This is a genomic window from Paraflavitalea sp. (assembly GCF_059502485.1).
Genome location: NZ_JCACET010000008.1, coordinates 3106739 through 3124877, shown reverse-complemented (window position 1 = coordinate 3124877; position 18139 = coordinate 3106739). Strand labels below are relative to the sequence as shown.

Below are 18139 nucleotides of genomic sequence, written 5' to 3'. Positions count from 1 at the left end.
CGCTTATGTTTTTATATGTGTTTGAAAAACTATAATATTAGTGAGAGCATGGAGGACAGCACCTGTTTTAACCGCCCGCGAATGCGGTCCAGGGCTTTCTGGATCTGATTATCTACCGTTTTCTTACTCAGCTCGAGTACTGTTGCTATCTCTTTGGCACTCATCCCTTCTTCACGACTGTATTGAAAGATAAGTTTGCACTTTTCAGGGAGCAGGTCTATTTCTTTTTGTACCAATTCCAATACTCTTCTATGGTGCAGGGCATCATTGAGGGTTACATCAAATGATGGCTGGGCAGTCTTGCCAACTTCCTGCACGTATTTTTCTGCGTAGGCTTTCTTTTTGATTTGTGTGAGCACCAGGTACTTGGTGGCTGTGGTAAGATAATTCTCCAGGGAGTTGATCTTGGTATTTTTCCTGTTTTTCCACAGGGCTAAAAATACATCGTGTACTATATCTTCAGCAAGCGCAGGATCGTTCAGCCGGTTTCGGGCAATAACATACAACTTTTCCCAGTATAGCTCATACAGTTTGGTAAAGGCATGCGCATCATCCTTAGACAATAACAATTCGTTAGAATGCTCCATAATGCAACAGGACTACTTTTTCCCGCTAAAAACAGTTAGTAAAGTGATATAACGACATGAATGTAAAACAAATTTGGGATTTTTTGTGCATTGCCTCCTGCAGCGGGGGGCAGCTTTTTCGAAATCGATTTCGGTTAGTGTGCAGCAGCCTACCAGGCTTTACGCAAGAACCTCAGCCAGTTGCCGTGCATTATGTTTTCTATGTCGGTGGTGGAGTAGCCACATTTTGCAAGCAGTGCGGGTATCTTCTGCAGGTCGGCAATGGTTTCGAGGTCGTAGGGACACTGTTCTTTGCCGAAAGCGCCGTCGAGGTCGGTGCCGATGCCAATGTGCAGGGAATTGCCGGCCAGCTGGCAGATGTGATCGAGGTGGTCGATTAGTTTTTCGAGGTTGCATTGCGTGCCTTCTGGCGTGGATTGTTGGCGTACCCAGTTGGGCACCATCATCCAGGCATCCAGTGCGCCACCAATCACTGCTCCCCTATCGATCAAGGTTTTGATCATTTCATCGCTGAACTGGCGGTTGTGGTTTACCAGTGCGCGGCAGTTGTTGTGGCTGGCCCATACCGGTCCTTTGAATATTTCCATCGCATCCCAGAATGCATCATCGCACAGGTGGGTGGCATCGAGTATCATGCCTAGCCTGTCCATCTCCCGGATCAGTGTCTTTCCCTGTTCATTCAGGTGGCCTGTAGCATCTGTGCCGTTAGCGTATCTGCCCGGTCCATAATGGGCCGGACCTACCGCCCGCAACCCATAATTGTATGCTGTTTCGAGGTGTTGCACCGTCACCAATGAATCAGCTCCTTCAAGACTCAGGATATAACCGATTGGCTTCTTTTCGTTGGGCTCGTCGTTCATCCACAGTGCCAGGTGCTGCTCCAATGCCGCTTTGTTTGTGATCATCACCATTTCTCCGGCAGCTTCCATGCTTTTGTACCAGGCCAGTTGTCCTTGTGTTTGCGCCCATGCCTGCTCCGGCGAATGCCAGCCGGGCAATGGATTGTCCGGCGCTACATAGCGCCCGATCTGTGTGGCAACGACCAGGCCAATATTGCCTTTGCGCAGCTCGGGGAGTGCTACCGTACCTTTCGCCCTGTCGGGCTTATCCGTGAGCCCTTCCTCGCGCTTGCGTATGTTCATGACAGGTTGCCGCAGATCGCGGTTCCATTCGAGGGCATTCATGCTGAGGTCTAAGTGGGCGTCTATTGTGAACATGGTAAATGTTGGCTTGAACCGCAGCGCCCTCCCATCCCCCGAAGCGCTGAAAATGATAGGGAGGTGCAGCTGCAGTATTAGTTTATATACTGATTTTCCTGTCGCGGGCTATTACTTTCCATTCGCCGACAGTCTTATGGTCATTGATTACGATGCCTCTTTCGTACAGGGCTACTGAAGGGCATATGTGCATGGGCGCGGCATAAAGCACGTCGCCAATCTTGTAATCGGCCGCGTTGGCCACTTTGATCATCATGTGTTCTTCGCTTTGGCCCACGGGTATTGCTTCCGGAGCATTCAGGAAGTATACGCGGGGTTGGGGACTTTCTGCGGCCACCGATTTATGTCCCAGGTCGGTACAAATGGTGTGTTCATCCACCAGTGAGATCACGCGTGTGATGACCAGCGCCGCATAGTCGAATGGTTGTTCGGGGCACTGTACTTTATAGCTTCTGTCCCAGAATACAAAGGTGCCGGGACTGCACTCCACGCCTGCACGGTATACGTGGGTAGGGAATGTGGGTGAGCCGCCTGCTATGATCGTAGGGGTGATACCAAACTTCAATTGTATCTTGTCTGCCAGCACCTGCACTTTGTTGAACCCTTCATCGCTTTGCTGTTGCCTCAATGTCATATCCACTTCTTTGATATGACCATCGTAGGCATGCAATCCTGCTACATGTATGCCGGGCAATGAAAGTCCGAGTTCAAATAAAGACAATGCTTCTTCCGGCAGAATGCCCGTGCGGTTCATGCCAACGTTGAGGTCGATGTACACATCGAGGGTCATGTTGTTGCGCACCGCCTCCTGTGATAAGGATGTTACCACTTCGCGGTTATCAATAAGACAAGAGACACGGGTAGCGGGATAGGTTTTGATGAGTTTTATCAGGCGCTGTGCTTTGGGACCAACGGGCTGATAAGCCAGCAGGACATCGGGCGCCTGTATCATTGCCAGCATTTCTGCTTCGGCAATGGTAGCGCACTTGAACTTCGTAATGCCCTCTTCCAGCATCAGTTTGCACACTTCCGCGATCTTATTCGTCTTCACATGCGGGCGCAGCAGGGATACGTTGCCCGACAGTTCTTTCAGCAAACGGATGTTTTCTTTTATTTTGTCTTCATACAGCACCAGCGCGGGAGAGTCGATCTCTGCGATGTTGCTGATGACGTACCAATCAGAATTTTCCATAGATGCTTTTAAATACTCAATGTAATTCAAACATCGCTTCGATTTCCACCGGGATGTTATCGGGCAGGGAGCCGAAGCCTACGGCGCTGCGAACGCCGATGCCATTCTCTTCGCCCCAGATGGCGGCAAAGAGCTCACTGCAACCATTGATAATATAAGGGTGGCGTTCAAAGTCGGGCGTGCAATTTACCATACCCAATATCTTGATCACACGTTTTACGCTATCGAGGTCACCCACATGGGTACGGATGGTAGACAGGATCGTCAATCCAACCTGCCGTGCAGCGGCCTTTCCCTGCTCCATATCCATGTCTTTACCAATGCGGCCGATGATCAGCTTCTTATCGTTGAGCACAGGTCCGTGGCCTGAAATATACAGGTACTTTCCGTCAATTAAAAATGGTTTGTACACGCCGAGGGGTGTGGGGGCCGGAGGTAAGCTTAACCCTAACTGTGCGAATTGTTCTTCTGCGCTTTTGATTGTCATGTTCTTCATGTTAGCGTTTTTTATATCCATAAACTTAATATCAGTACGCCTATCAATCCGGCAACAGAAACGATGGTTTCCATTACGGACCAGGTTTTGAGTGTATCTTTTATGCTCAGGTTAAAATATTCTTTGAACATCCAGAACCCAGCATCGTTGACATGTGAAAACATCAGGCTGCCCGCTCCTACTGATAATACCATCAGGTTTGGGTTGACGTTTGTTTGTAATACCAATGGCGCTATGATGCCTGCCGTTGTGAGCCCTGCAATGGTGGCCGAGCCTACACATACGCGTATGATGGCAGCCATCAACCAGCCCAGCACCAGCGGGTGGAGTGGCCATGTTTGCAATGCTGCCGCAATGTCTTTGCTTACACCGCTATCCGACAGTACTTCTTTCAATGCGCCTGCACCTGCAATGATCAGCAGGATCATGGCAATGTCTTTCACCGAATCCGCATACATATCCATCACTTCCTTAACTGACCGGCCTGTACCTGTTCCCAATGTAAAGGTAGCCACCAGCAATGCCACCAGCATCACTACAGCCGGTTCACCCGCAAAGGCTATTGCCGCTTTTACAGCCGGCTCATCGGCTGCAAAGTAAGTCAGGGCCGTGGTGAGCATCAACAGAAACACCGGCAGCAGTGCAATCACAAAGCTGATCGCCGTGCTTGGCATTCTCGATGGTTCGATGTGTTTGGGCCGGAAAGTTTGCAAAGGTACGGAGGGTATTTTTTTCAGGAGCTGTGAAAACAGTGGCCCCGCAATGATGATGGCAGGTATGGCCACTATGAACCCATACAATAAAGTCAATCCCATGCTCGCCTGTAGCTGTCCTACCAATGCTACCGGTGAGGGATGTGGGGGCAGGAACCCGTGTGTAACGGACAATGCAGCCAGCATCGGCAAGCCTACATATACTGCCGGTAGTTTGTATTCGTATACCACCGAGAAGATCAGGGGCACCATGAGCACAAAGCCAACACCATAATAGAGGGGAATACCAATAATAAAACCTGTCAACATCAATGCCCATTGTACATAACGGGGACCAAAGGCTTTCATGAGCACCGCCGCTATCTGCTGTGCAGCACCGCTTTCCGCCACTAATTTACCCAACATGGCTCCCAACACAATGATGATGACCAATGAGCCCAAGGTATCTCCCATCCCTTTTTGTACGGCCGTCATTACTTTGTTCAATGGCAGCTGTAATAAGATACCCGCCACTACCGATACCAGCAGGAAGGCCAGGAAGGTGTTCATCCGTCCCCAGGTAGTGAGGAGGATGAGTAGCAGAATGCATCCTATTACGATGAGAAAAGACATGTGGCTTATTTAGTTAACTATTATTTCATCAATCATCAGGAGGGCTTTGCCGCCTGCACCGTATTCGCCGACGGGGATTATGCCTTTGTTGACTCCCGTCACTTTCACATACCTGACTTTCATTCCTTTGACTGATGCCCGCACTTTATTGATACCGTTGACCGGGAAATTCTTTTGGGTATATACTTTCTTATACTGCTTTCCATCTTCCGACACTTCTATGTCCAGTACCACCGGTGCCCATATCCGCTGCCAGTGGTAGTTGAGCAGGTTCAGGCCAATTGTGTTGATGGTTTGTGATGCGCCCAGGTCGATCACTGCTTCGAGGTTATCGCCGCTGAAGCCCAACCACTGTGCATCGTTGTAGCGATGGTGACCGAAAATGCCGTTGACCAACACTTCTTTGCCGGGATTCCAGCGTGGCAAGGGTTCATATTTCAAGGTTACCTCCGCGCCTTTTGCTTTATGCATGGTAACTGCAGGCACGTATATTTTGCGCGAGGGATTGTAATATTTTACTTTCAACCGTGACAGCAGGATCGTTTGCCAACGCAAGCGATTCAGGAACTGGTCGTAGTTGCGCAGGACTGCAGGTGTCCAGGCTACTTCCGCAAGGGCCAATGCACGGGGAAAGATCATGTAGGTGGCCTGGCTATCGCTGGTATAGTATTCGCTCCAGGCCTGTCCTTCTACCCCTTTTATATAAGGCAATAAACTATCGGGTAAGGTAGCGGCGGGCTGGTAACTGTACACTTTACTGAGTGGCGTATAATTTCCTGCGGCCACCGGCTCGTCGTGGTGGAGTGACTGGTAATAATCGAAGTAGAGGTTACTTTCGGGCGTCATGATCACCGCATGTTTTTGCCGGGCGGCTTCCAGCCCTCCTTCTTCTCCGCGCCAGCTCATCACCGTAGCATTGGGAGCGAGCCCACCTTCCAGTATCTCATCCCATCCAATGATGGCCCGTCCCTTGCTATTGAGGTGTTTTTCTATCCGCTGTATGAAATATGATTGGAGTTCGTGTTCGTCTTTCAACGCCAGTGCCTTTATGCGTTGCTGGCATTTGGGGCATGCCTGCCATTTTGTTTTGAGGCATTCATCTCCGCCAATGTGTATGTAGCGTGACGGGAAGAGTTCCGTCACTTCATCGAGAACGTTTTGCAGGAACGTGAATGTGCTATCGTTGCCTGCACAGTATACATCATCGAATATGCCCCAGAAAGTAGCTGTAGCATATGGGCCACCGGTGCAGCCTAATTCGGGATAAGCCGCCAGCGCTGCCAGTGCATGGCCCGGCATTTCAATCTCCGGTATGATCGTAATGCCCCGTGCTGTGGCATACCGGATTACTTCTTTTATTTCTTCCTGTGTGTAATAGCCGCCATAGCGCTTGCCATCAAACCGATGGGGTGTTTCTTTCTTATGTCCTATCAATGTCTGCTTTCGCCATGCGGCTACTGATTGCAGCCGTGGGTACTTTTTGATCTCTATGCGCCATCCCTGGTCATCTGTGAGGTGCCAGTGGAAGGTATTGAATTTATACAGGGAGAGCAAGTCGATGTACTTTTTGATGAAGTCGACAGAAAACATATGGCGGCTTACATCAAGGGCCATACCGCGGTAAGCAAAACGTGGGTAATCGGTAATGGAATAGCCGGGAATGGTCAATGCTTTTCCTGCGGATGATAATGTTTTCCCTGAACCGGACAGTGCGTTTTCCAGCGATGTGGCCCATAGTTGCCGCAAGGTTTGTATGCCGTAGATGATACCGGCTACATCGTGGGCGATCAGTTGTATATGATCTTTGCTAATTTGTAATTTATAGCCTTCCTGTTGTGGTATAGTTGCTGAATCTATTTGCAGGGAGATGTAATTGGTGGCAGGCTGTTTTGCGTTCACTTTGGGCACCTGACCACCGGCAGCCTGCAGGTAATCCTGTAACAGGCGGGCTGTTGCCTCCAGTATTTCCTGTTGGTAATAGATGGTGGTAACATCATTAACGACAAAGGACTGTCCTGTACTTTTCAGGGATACCGGCTGGGGCACAAGGGATAGCCGCGTGCTGTCGGCAGTTTCCTGTGCCAACAGATTAACGGGCAGCAATCCTATTATTAGTATCCAGGCTATTCTCATTGTTGCCATACTTTTTCATCTCCGTTGAATGTAATGCTGTTGTATTCAACTACTGCTTTGTACTCGTATTTTTGTCCTTTCTTTAACTTCTCTACGGTTGTTGTAAAGCTACCATCTGCTGCCGGTTTTGCAAGTGGTGTTTTTATCCAGGGCCCGGCATACAGGTCTTCTGTTTGTCCATTGTAAGCGCGGTACCAGAAGCCGGCTTTCATAGTCGTTGATCCTTTTCCCTGCAACACTTTGCCATTTAATTTTACCGTAGCCCCGATGGCTGTAGCAGCCCCGGTTTGCACCTGTACCGGCTCAATGGCGGGCTCGACCTGCTCCAGTTTGATCACCACTGCATTGGGCCAGCGATGGTCGTCGTAGAGGCGTTGGGCTTTGACCACGCTCACCACCAATCCTGTATCTGTTTGCTGAAATTTACAACTTACATCTTTACCGGGTCTGTATTCCTGTATCAGGCTGTTTTGCCCCAATACGCTTACCTGTGTAGCGGGTGTGCTCTTAATGGAATGAAAGACCAATGATCTGCGGTCACCCTCTTTCCAGGTGGCTGCATCTGTTACCAATGCATAGACTGTTTTTTTATCAAGGCTTTGCGTGAACCAGTAATTGTTTTCATGGGTAATGACCCAGGGCCGCACACTGTCTACAGCTTCTTTGTTCACGAAATACCAGGCTGCCATTTCGCGCAAGCGGTCTTCCTGCTCCTGAGCCATAGCTCCATTGGGCTTGGGGCCTATATTCAGTAACAATGAACCTCCTTTGCTTCTTGCTTCGATCAGCAACTCTATCAATTGTGTGCCTGTTTTATAGCGGTCATTGGTGGGCTGGTATTGCCAGGCCGTGCCCATCGTGATGCAGGACAACCAGGGATCTGTGATAGTAACACCGGGCAGCATCTGCTCCGGTGTTTTGAGTGCTCCCCGAGTGATCAAAATATCGGGCTGCAGTTTCCAGCAGGCTTCTTTTACTACTTCTTTGGGTTCGCCATCTATGAACAAGAGGTCGATCTTCCCATAGTTGGTCATTAGTTCTTCGCACTGGCGGCGTGTAAACTCCGTGAATGTTTTCTTCACTTGCTCGTTCATCACCACATTATCGCGGCTAATGGGCAAATGATTTCTGTACAGGAAATTGAAATCTTCCGGTGAAAAGTAAAACCCTACCTGGAGGCCCGCTCTTCGAGTGGCCTCCACAAATTCCTTTAGCAGGTCTTTGTGGTAAGGGGTGTTCATGATGTTGAAGTCTGTTGTCTTCGTATCCCACATGCAAAATCCCGAGTGGTGCTTTGTGGTGAACATGATGTACTTCATGCCTGCCAGCTTTGCCAGGGTGGCTATTTCATCGGGATCGAAACGGGATGGGTTGAAGGTCTTTGGCAGCTCATTAAAGTAGCGGTTGACAAAATCATCGGAGGCGCCTACCAGTGAATGGCTGATCACAATGCCGAGGGGGGCATCTACGCTGAAGTGGATGAACATGCCATTGTTGGTATTGCGCAGCCATTCTTCCCGTTCGGGTTTGTTGAGGTTGTAGCTGCTGGATTCATCGTCATTGACAACATCCTGGGCGGAAAGCAAGGTGCTTCCGAGAACGAATATCAGTATTAGCCAAAGATGTTTTTTCATGTGAATATTTAATTGGGCTAAAGCCCAAAGGAAATATGTTGATCTTTTATCCCGGCCCTGAAGGGCCGGGCAATTCCTTTTGCTTCGAAAAGTGTAAAAATTAGAGGGCATAGACATGCCCTCTCTCACTTAAAATCTCTGATGCATGCAAAAAACGATTGTTATTGTTTATCCCACCACACTCTCGTCATCAGGTCATCAGCGCCCTGTCTTCCAATTGCTTCTGTGTAGGATGCTCTATTAAGTGTTTGTTCCAATACGGGATACAGGCAACGGCGGAATATTCTGCCACCTGTAGCGTTGCCCGGATAATTATTGGGCACCAATGCGGGATATCCTGTTCTTCTGTAGTTGTTGTATACTTCCTGTGCATCGGGGAAGATGCCTACCCAAAACTGGTTGTATATCTGCTCCAGCTGTACTGCCTGTGATGCGCTGGTGCGCAATGCATGGGCAGCAACATAAGTATTGATCCTGCCAGCATCGATTGTTCCGGTAGTGCCGCTGATCAGGTCCCACTGTTGCATAGCCAACCGAATCCCTTTTTCATAAAGAGCGGTCGCCGCCTCTGCTGTGTACCAGTTCCTCAATGCTGCTTCGGCCAACAGGAAGTTGGATTCTGCTGCCGTAAACAGCAACAGGGGCGCATCTATTTTCAGTACCGTAGTTTGTTTGGGCTCTGAATAGGTAACAAAATCAGCCGGCTTGGTTCCATTGATGTTGGAGGCCATGCCTTTCTGGATGGCTTCTGTAGAATTGGCCACGCCACCAACGTATACCACTGACAGCACGCTCAACCTTGGATCGTTGTTTATTTTAAGCGAGTCTATGAATGCTTTCTGGTATTTGCCTCCTTCGGTATTGTTGTTGCCATCGGCCCGGAGATAGTTGTCTTTGAGTAATTGCCAGGCAACAGGATTCCGGTTGATCTCCTGTCCGGAACCGACATAGCTTACTTTGGCAATGTCTGCATGCTCTTTGATGACGCCGCCTGCGATGGCCTTGGTAACCCAGCTTTGTGCTGCCGCTGCGTCTACTTTCGTGAGCCGCATGCCCAGGCGCAGCATTAATGAATAGGCCAGTTTTTTCCATTGTGCCGTATTGCCCTGGTACACGAGATCGGCAACACCAAAAGTAGTGGTATTGGCAGGGTTGAGTGCTACAGCTGCTTCTTCCAATTCTTTCAACATATCGGCATAGATGGTGCTTTGCGCATCGTACTTTGGCTGAAAGAGGGACAGATTATAGCCTTGGGCCGCTTGTGAATAGGGAATATCGCCATATAAATCGGTAAGCCGGCTGAAGCAGTATGCCTTCCAAATACGCGCTACCGCATACATATTTACTTTGGTGGGATCATCTTTCACCGCCTTGATCACTTCACCGATCTCGTTGATCTGAGCAGGATAGGCCAAGGTGAAAAACTCCGACGTTCTGTTTACCTGTGAAGCCACGTATTTTGAACCAAAACCTTCCACATCGTTGTAGCTGGTAGTATACTGCATGGCTCCAAACAAGAGCTTACCCGTATTGCCGCTATAGGCCGCGCCATCATATAGGGCTTTGCTGAAAAGGTATTGGGGCGTGGGTACCGAAACCGCGTTGGGGTTCGTGTTTATCTCTTCGAAATCCTTGTCGCAGGACTGCAACAGCGTAGTGCAAAGTGCCAGCGACAGCAGGCCGGTATATTTATATTTTGTTATTGTCTGTTTCATCACAATTTCTTTTAGTGATTAGAATTTAAGAACAAGGTTCAATCCGTAAGAGCGTGTGCGGGGCAAGCCGATGGACTCTATACCTTGTGCTGCGCCGTTCGTCAAGCTTTGTTCGGGATCGAAGTTGTCTGTTTTCTTGTACAGGATCAGCAGGTTGCGGCCTACCAGTGACACGTTGGCGGACTGCACGCCCAATCCTTTCAGGAAGTTGTTGGGCAGGCGGTACGAGATGATCACCTGGCGGAGTTTTACGAAGCTCGCATCATGTACAAACAGCTCTGTGTACCTGTTGAGGTTATTGTACCAGGCAGCGCGCAGGTTGGCTACGGGCACCGTGTACGTGTATTTAGCACCGGCTTGTGTTACACCTTCCAGCTGTAATCCGTTCTCACGACCGGGTAATGTAGATTTCATCAATCCTAAGCGGGTGGCATATACTTCCATTACAGAAAAGATGCTGTTGCCGAATTTTCCATCGACCAATACATCGAGTGAAAAGTTCTTGTAGCGGAAGGTATTGGTGATGCCTGCTGTAATCGGCGGTACGCCTTTACCCAGTTCCTGGTTGATATTGGTTTGTACCGGCAGATTGGAATTGGGATCGTATATAACCGTGCCTGATGCATCGCGCAGCATGCGGAAGCCATAGATGGCGCCGTAGGTGCTGCCGACCTGGTTATTGATAAAGGCGTTTCCGTTGGCCGAGTTACCGAGAGAGAATGTGCTGATGCCGTCTGCCAGTTTCAGTACTTCGCTTTTGTTGTAAGCAAAGTTGAAGCTCGTGTTCCAGCTGAAGTCTTTTTGTTTTATGGGTGTGGCATCGATCAACAACTCTATTCCTTTATTGCTCAACTCGCCCGAGTTGAGGATAGCGTTCGTGTAGCCGGATGCTGTCGAGATCGGTACGCTCACAATGTCGTCGGAAGATTTACGATCATATACCGCAAAGTCTACTGCCAGGCGACCACCAAAGAGCTGTGTATTGAAACCCGCTTCTATCGTCGTAGAGGTAAAGGGTTTCAGGTTAGCATTCGTAATAGATGCAGAACTTACATTTTGCAGGGGCACTGAACTCGCGCTGGGTACGCTGGCATAGGCCAGGTTGATCGTATAGGGATCCGGACCTCCGCCACCTACCTGCGCCCAGGAAGCACGCAGCTTTACCTGATCGAAGAAGGAAGGCATGTTCACCACATCTGATAGAATGAAGCTGGTACCCACGCTTGGGTAGAAGATGCTGTTGTTGGCAGGGCTCAGGGTAGAGAACCAATCCTGTCGGCCTGATGCGGTTAAGAACAACAGTCCTTTATAATCCAGATCAACTGAACCGAAGATCGAATTCGTCTTTATATCGCTCGCTGCTGGCGTAGCTGATGAAGTAGACAGGTTGGAGAAGCTATAGAAATAAGGTGTTGTGAAACCCTGTCCAAAGAAAGTGAACTCATCCAGCTTGAAACGACGGGTGTTGGCGCCTGCCAGCACCGTGATGCCCAATTGTTCATTGGCAACAGACGTTTTGTAAGTGCCCGTGAGCATACTGTTCGTCTCTGACGCATCAGATTTAATACCATCGTACTGACCTTGTGGCACGTATTGTGTGCCTGTGGGCATGATGCTGGTGAAGTTGTAATTGTAAAAGTCGCGGGTCACTGTTCCTTTCAGGGTCAGGTTCTTAAGGATGTCGTAAGAAATAGCTGCCTGTCCGATGAAACGATTCTTCGTATCAGTTTGCTTGAATTTATTGATAACGAAGTAGCTGTTGGTTACGATACCTGCATCATTCCATACTATTTCATTTCCGTTGGCATCATAGCCGGGGCTCAACCAACGTGCATCCACTGTGTTGGCCACTTCATAGGGTGTCCAGTTGGGATTGCCGAGGGCATCGCCCGCAATTGGCCTGTTGTTTCCTTTTTCGAGGTTGTATTGTACCACTGCTTCTGCTCTTAGTTTTTCGCTGAGCTTGGCAGAAATGTTCAGGTTGACCGTTTTACGGTTGTAGGTATTGGTGGGCAGAATGCTCTTTGCGTTAAGATCGGATAAAGAAAGGCGGTATACAACATTTTCATTACCTCCTGAAAGGGCTACCGTGTTCGTAAACGTAGTACCTGTTTGATAGAAGTTTTTCAGGTTGTCTTTCTGTGCAGTGTAGGGATGGTTCTTACCATCGGCGGCCATATAATCTGTGGAGCCATCGATCTTCGATCCGAAGGAGCGCCGGCCAGTGGCTTGTGCCTGGGCCAGTGTGGTGGGTTTAACGCCGCCATCTCCTTGTCCATATTCGTATTGGAAATCGGGGAACACTGCCACGTTTTCCATGGTGAAGGTGCCATTGTATTCTACGCCAATGCCTTTTTGTGCCCTACCCTTTTTAGTGGTAATAAGAATAACACCGTTGGCGCCGCGTGAACCGTACAAGGCCGCTGCGGCTCCTCCTTTCAATACGCTGATCGACTCGATATCGTCGGGGTTGATGGCTCCAATGCCATCGCCACGATCGGTACTTTGTTTAAGGCCCAAACCGTTTGGCAGTGGTGCGCCCCCGGGCGTACTGTTATCGATAGGCATACCATTGATCACATAGAGTGGCTGGCTATTGCCGGTGAGGGAACCATTGCCCCTGATGACTACGCGGCTGGAACCACCGGGTCCCGTAGAAAGGCCCGTAGCATTTACACCTGCGATCTTACCCGTAAGTGCGTTGGCTACGTTGTTTTCGCGAGCCTGGGTAAATTCACTGCCGCTCACTTCTGTCATAGCATAGGTGACCGATTTTCTTGACTTGCGGATACCCAGGGCAGTTACTACTACATCAGCCATCGTTGCGCCCGAGTCTTTTTGTAGTTGAATTTCCATAGAGGTTTGCCCGGCCGAAACGGCAAAGGTGCGGGTGGCAAATCCGATAGAGCTGACGACCAGTTCTATGTTGCCTTGCCTGTTGGCTGCAGGAATGCGGAGGGAGAAATAACCCGTATTATCGGTTGTGGTGACCACTCTTTTGTTGGTGGCCAGGGTGATGGTAGCGCCCGGCACGGGGTCGTTACCGCTTTTTACAGTACCAGTCAGGGGCACTGGTTCGTTGGCAGCCTGTCCGTAGCCGGCAAAAGCGACGGCGAGGTGCAGGATGCCACACAAGAGCAGCAGTTTAGTTGATGGAATTTTCTTCATACGCATTAGTTGTGGAGAGCATTAAAAATTTGCAAAGTCCAACCAAACCTAATGCAAATTTTACAAATACTGCAAATAATACGCAGAATTTATTGCACAAATTTGCAAATATTGCTAATTTAAGGCGTGAAATTAACCGGCTAAATGTTGTATAATTGCAAAAATTGCAAGTTTAGCCGGAAGGTCTGAAAGACCAAAAGGGCCGTCTTCAATGGTGTTTCGAATGATCCGCTCCTGAAGAGCGTCTATTCTTCGGCACCCTTCGACAAGCTCAGGGTAACATCTGTACGATAAGTTTGCAAATCAATCTTGCGTGTTATGTCAGACAACCAACAACAGGCGCCCCTTCCGGTGGCCCTTCAAAAGAAGGAACGGAAACAACTGATCATCAAACAGGTGAATATTCACACGCGTTTGATGTTTACCGACCTGGTAAAGCTGATCGATGTATCGGAAGATACTATCCGGCGTGATGTGAATGAACTGGCAGAAGAAGGGTTACTGATCCGCATTAAAGGTGGCGCCATGTCGGCTGCTTACCACATTGGTGATGACTCCAAGACTTACTCCCGCAATAATAAACTCATCATTGCCGACAAAACGCTGAGCCTGCTGAAGGAAGACATGATCGTGCTGATCGGTGGCGGTACTACCATCCGCGAGTTTGTAAAAAAAATACCTAATACGCTCCGCGCTACTTTTCTTACTGTGAATGTAATGACCGCTGTGGAGCTACTGGACAAGCCCATGATCAAAACCATCATGATCGGCGGCCAGATATCTGCTTATAGTCAAATGACCGTGAGTGGCGAAGTGTTTCAATATCTCTCCAACATCAAAGCTGATCTCTGCATTATCGGTATCAACGCCATCGATGCGGAAGGTGGTCTTACCGATTCGGATTGGGAAACCATTCAGGCCAAGAAGGCCATGATCAAAGCAGCTGATAAGATAGCAGTGCTGACTATCTCAGAAAAACTCAATTCAGTGATGCAAATGAAGATCGCCGATGTAGATGAGGTCGACTACCTGATCACGGAGTTGTCGCCTGAGGATGCTGCGTTGAGATCGTATAGAGCGAAGGAATTGACTATTTTGTAAGTTCGCTCAAACTTCTGACCATTTGTATGAGAATTTCTTTCCTTTTGGTTGTTTTCTTTTTGTGTATTTGTCGATCTACATTTTCCCAAAATATATTGCCGTATAAAGATGCGCGCCTGCCCGTGGATGTGCGGGTGAAAGACTTGCTGGGCAGAATGACGCCGGAGGAAAAGTTCTGGCAATTGTTCATGATCCCCGGCGATCTCGATAAAGCTGCTCCGCAACAATATCGTAGTGGCTTGTTTGGTTTCCAGGTAAGTGCCGGAGCACAAGGTGATGCTGGTGGTCAGCTGCTGAGTTACAGCACCCGGGAAAATGCACTTACGCTGGCGCAGAAAATAAATCGTATTCAAAAATATTTTGTTGACAGCAGCAGGCTTGGTATTCCCATTATTGCTTTTGATGAAGCGTTGCACGGCCTCGTGCGTGATGGCGCTACTTCTTTCCCGCAAGCAATCGGGCTGGCCGCTACGTGGGATACTGTTTTGATGAAACAGGTGTCTACCGTCATCGCTACCGAAACAAAGGCGCGTGGCATACGCCAGATATTGACGCCTGTAGTGAACATAGCGAGTGATGTGCGCTGGGGAAGAACGGAAGAAACGTATGGTGAAGATCCTTTCCTGTCGTCGGAGATGGGCGTCGCTTTTGTATCGCCGTTTGAACGGATGGGGATTATCACGACGCCCAAACATTTCCTCGCCAATGTGGGTGATGGTGGACGCGACAGCTACCCTATTCATTATAATGAACGATTGCTCGAAGAAATATACCTGCCTCCTTTTAAGGCTTGCTTTGAACGGGGAGGTTCCCGATCGGTGATGACTGCTTATAATTCGCTGGACGGCCGTGCGTGCTCTGCCAACAGCTGGTTGTTGCAGGAGAAGTTGAAAAAGCAGTGGGGTTTTACTGGTTTTGTGATCTCCGATGCCAGTGCAGTAGGCGGCGGCATCGTGTTGCATTACACCAATGCTGATTATGCTGACGCCGGCAAGGATGCTATCAACAATGGGCTGGATGTGATCTTTCAAACCAGTTACGACCATTATAAATTATTCATTCCTTCTTTTCTCGATGGTCGTGCTGACAGCAACCGGGTGAATGAAGCTGTGGCACGTGTACTGAAAGCCAAGTTTGAACTGGGGTTGTTTGAGCATCCTTATGTAGCTGAAGATGCCGCTGCTGTATTGATCAAAAACACAACGCATAAAACGCTGGCCCGGAAAGCTGCGCAGGAATCTATTGTGTTGCTGAAGAATAACAATCATGTTTTACCATTTGCTTCGACGGTACGCACCATTGCCGTGATCGGTGAAGAAGCCACTGCTGGGAGACTGGGCGGGTATAGTGGCCCGGGTAATCAGAAAATCAATATGCTTGATGGCATCCGTGAGCGCGCAGGCAAAGGCACTAAAGTGTTATACGCAGCAGGGGCCGGTATAAAGGCTGATCAGTATATAGTGGTACCTGCTTCTTTTCTTTCGCATGGTAATAATCAGCAAGGTTTGCAGGCTAACTATTTCAACAATCTTACTTTAAGTGGCAGTCCTGTAGTAACACGAACTGACAAGGATATCAATTTCCGCTGGACGTTGTATGCACCTGATCCCAAAATAAATCTTGATTTTTATTCAGTACGCTGGACCGGCTTCATCCAATCTCCGCAAACGGGCAATTTCAAACTGGGGCTGGAGGGCAATGATGGTTACCGGCTGTACATCAATAATAAGCTGGTCGTAGACAACTGGATGAAGCAATCTTACCAGACCATCACCAGTACTGTATATTTCGAAAAGGGAAAGCGGTATGCCATCCGCATCGAATTTTATGAACCCGTAGGCAATGCCCACCTTAAACTTGTATGGAATGCAGGGGTGGTGAATGACCGTGCCAGGAAAATACAGGAAGCCGTGGCTGCCGCCAAACAAGCTGATGTGGCTGTGATTGCAGCCGGCATTCATGAGGGTGAGTTCCAGGACAGGGCCCTGCTGGGATTGCCCGGTTACCAGGAAGAATTGATCAATGCCGTAGCTGCTACCGGTAAACCTGTTGTGGTAGTATTAGTCGGCGGCAGCGCCATCACTATGAGTAACTGGGTGCATCGTGCACAAGGGATTGTCGATGTGTGGTATCCCGGCGAAGAGGGTGGCCGGGCTGTGGCCGATGTATTGTTTGGTGATTATAACCCAGCCGGTCGGCTCCCCATCACCTTTCCCGTGCATGAGGCGCAACTGCCGCTCGTGTACAACCACAAGCCTACCGGCCGGGGCGATGATTATCATAACCTGAGTGGTGAACCGTTGTTTCCTTTTGGCTATGGATTGAGTTATGCTCAATTTGAATACAGCAACCTGCAACTTGATAAAAAGATCATAAGTGCTAACGAATCGACCACTGTGCGTTGCACTATCCGAAATACCAGCAAACTGGCGGGTGATGAAGTGGTTCAATTGTACATTCGGGACATGCTCGCTTCTGTAGCGCGCCCCGTGCTGGAGCTGAAGGGCTTTCAGCGTATTCACCTGCAACCCGGTGAGAGTAAAGAAGTGTCTTTTACCATCTCTCCTACCCTGTTGCAAATGCTGAACCTGGAGATGCAAACCGTAGTAGAGCCGGGAGATTTCAGGATCATGGTGGGGGCGTCTTCGAAAGACCTGCGGTTGAAGGAAGTACTGACGGTAAAATAATTACCTTGTAACATATTCTGTTTGGCTGCGTCTTTATAGTATGGTAGAGATCTACGATAATATCAGGAAGTTGTACCGGTTCAAAGCCCCGTGTGCTGAGCTGGCTCCTTATATCGAGTTCTTTTCCGAGACCTTACCGGCCGCTATGCAGCATTATATTGGTGAAGCTGCTTTTACTGTTAAAATGTTTCCCAGTTTTACGCCTACCATTTGGATCAACCTCGGCACTCCTTATTTGCTAAAGAACGGAGAGCAACTGCACCGGATTGACGAACATACCGATGTGTTGTTATTGAGGAGTGATATTGTAGAAAGGCGCAACCTGCCTACTGATAATATTTTTACCATCAAATTTAATGCAGGTGGTTTTGAAGCTGTGTTTGGTATTGCGCAAACCAGGATCGGCCATGAGGTAATCAATGTAAATGAAGTTATTCCCGCTACTATTCTCCGGAAACTGAAAAGGCTGGATGGATTTGACGATAGGATGCAGCTTATCGAAGGTTTTCTACTGGATCAACTTACTCATCATCAACAACAGGATCATTACCGGCAGCATGTACAGGAAAGCATCGATGCTTTTTATGCATCGGGGATGCAGTTGAATAATCAACAGCTGGCCAGCCGGCAGCATCTTACTGATAAAACTTTTTATCGTTATTTCTCGCAAGTGACCGGCGCCAGCCCCAAGCTCTTCTTTGGCACCATGCGGGCACGTGCTGCGCTCACCTCTTTCATCACCGATCAATCGTCTTTTGAACATACCAGCTTTGGTTATTATGACCTGAGCCACTTTTATAAGGATGTGATCCGGTTTACAGGTCAGCGGCTTAAGACCGGCCGGTTGTAGAATGTCCGGTTTTTACCTTTCGTGCTTCTCCCCG

At 48.9% G+C, this 18139-nt stretch carries 12 protein-coding genes; 3 read left to right on the top strand and 9 right to left on the bottom strand.

The genetic code is table 11. From position 1 onward, the window contains the following. Nucleotides 1-29: 29 nt before the first annotated feature. The 9 genes from AC5JBY_RS14950 to AC5JBY_RS14910 all read right to left on the bottom strand — a co-directional run bounded on the left by AC5JBY_RS14950 (nucleotide 30) and on the right by AC5JBY_RS14910 (nucleotide 13467). Nucleotides 30-587, bottom strand: a complete 558-nt coding sequence (locus AC5JBY_RS14950) for an RNA polymerase sigma-70 factor (RefSeq protein WP_495905411.1) — start codon at nucleotides 585-587, stop codon at nucleotides 30-32. Between the two features lie 149 nt (nucleotides 588-736). Continuing rightward, nucleotides 737-1804, bottom strand: a complete 1068-nt coding sequence (locus AC5JBY_RS14945) for a dipeptidase (RefSeq protein ID WP_495905410.1) — start codon at nucleotides 1802-1804, stop codon at nucleotides 737-739. A gap of 82 nt (nucleotides 1805-1886) precedes the next feature. Then, on the bottom strand, nucleotides 1887-2996 hold the full coding sequence (locus tag AC5JBY_RS14940; protein WP_495905409.1) for a D-TA family PLP-dependent enzyme: 1110 nt from the start codon (nucleotides 2994-2996) through the stop codon (nucleotides 1887-1889). 16 nt (nucleotides 2997-3012) lie between these two features. Next, nucleotides 3013-3492, bottom strand: a complete 480-nt coding sequence (locus tag AC5JBY_RS14935; RefSeq protein ID WP_495905408.1) for a RidA family protein — start codon at nucleotides 3490-3492, stop codon at nucleotides 3013-3015. 11 nt (nucleotides 3493-3503) lie between these two features. Beyond that, nucleotides 3504-4817, bottom strand: coding sequence for a gluconate:H+ symporter (locus AC5JBY_RS14930; RefSeq protein WP_495905407.1), 1314 nt, complete (start codon nucleotides 4815-4817; stop codon nucleotides 3504-3506). A gap of 9 nt (nucleotides 4818-4826) precedes the next feature. Then, entirely contained in the window at nucleotides 4827-6959 is a 2133-nt protein-coding gene (locus AC5JBY_RS14925) for a glycoside hydrolase family 20 protein (protein WP_495905406.1), read from the bottom strand. Then, the gene (locus AC5JBY_RS14920) at nucleotides 6947-8584 is read right to left on the bottom strand and encodes an alpha-L-fucosidase (protein ID WP_495905405.1); all 1638 of its coding nucleotides are present in this window, start codon (nucleotides 8582-8584) and stop codon (nucleotides 6947-6949) included. Before AC5JBY_RS14920 ends, AC5JBY_RS14925 begins: the two co-directional genes overlap by 13 nt. A gap of 161 nt (nucleotides 8585-8745) precedes the next feature. After that, on the bottom strand, nucleotides 8746-10299 hold the full coding sequence (locus tag AC5JBY_RS14915; protein WP_495905404.1) for a SusD/RagB family nutrient-binding outer membrane lipoprotein: 1554 nt from the start codon (nucleotides 10297-10299) through the stop codon (nucleotides 8746-8748). An 18-nt stretch (nucleotides 10300-10317) separates the two neighbouring features. After that, the gene (locus AC5JBY_RS14910) at nucleotides 10318-13467 is read right to left on the bottom strand and encodes a SusC/RagA family TonB-linked outer membrane protein (RefSeq protein ID WP_495905403.1); all 3150 of its coding nucleotides are present in this window, start codon (nucleotides 13465-13467) and stop codon (nucleotides 10318-10320) included. Nucleotides 13468-13785: 318 nt separating this feature from the next. Between AC5JBY_RS14910 and AC5JBY_RS14905 the strand changes: the two genes are divergently transcribed. From AC5JBY_RS14905 to AC5JBY_RS14895, 3 genes are all read left to right on the top strand, one after another. Then, on the top strand, nucleotides 13786-14568 hold the full coding sequence (locus AC5JBY_RS14905; RefSeq protein WP_495905402.1) for a DeoR/GlpR family DNA-binding transcription regulator: 783 nt from the start codon (nucleotides 13786-13788) through the stop codon (nucleotides 14566-14568). 95 nt (nucleotides 14569-14663) lie between these two features. Then, nucleotides 14664-17255: a glycoside hydrolase family 3 protein gene (locus AC5JBY_RS14900; RefSeq protein WP_495905401.1), complete on the top strand. Its 2592-nt coding sequence runs from the start codon at nucleotides 14664-14666 to the stop codon at nucleotides 17253-17255. 40 nt (nucleotides 17256-17295) lie between these two features. Continuing rightward, nucleotides 17296-18105, top strand: coding sequence for a helix-turn-helix domain-containing protein (locus AC5JBY_RS14895; RefSeq protein ID WP_495905400.1), 810 nt, complete (start codon nucleotides 17296-17298; stop codon nucleotides 18103-18105). Nucleotides 18106-18139: the final 34 nt, after the last annotated feature.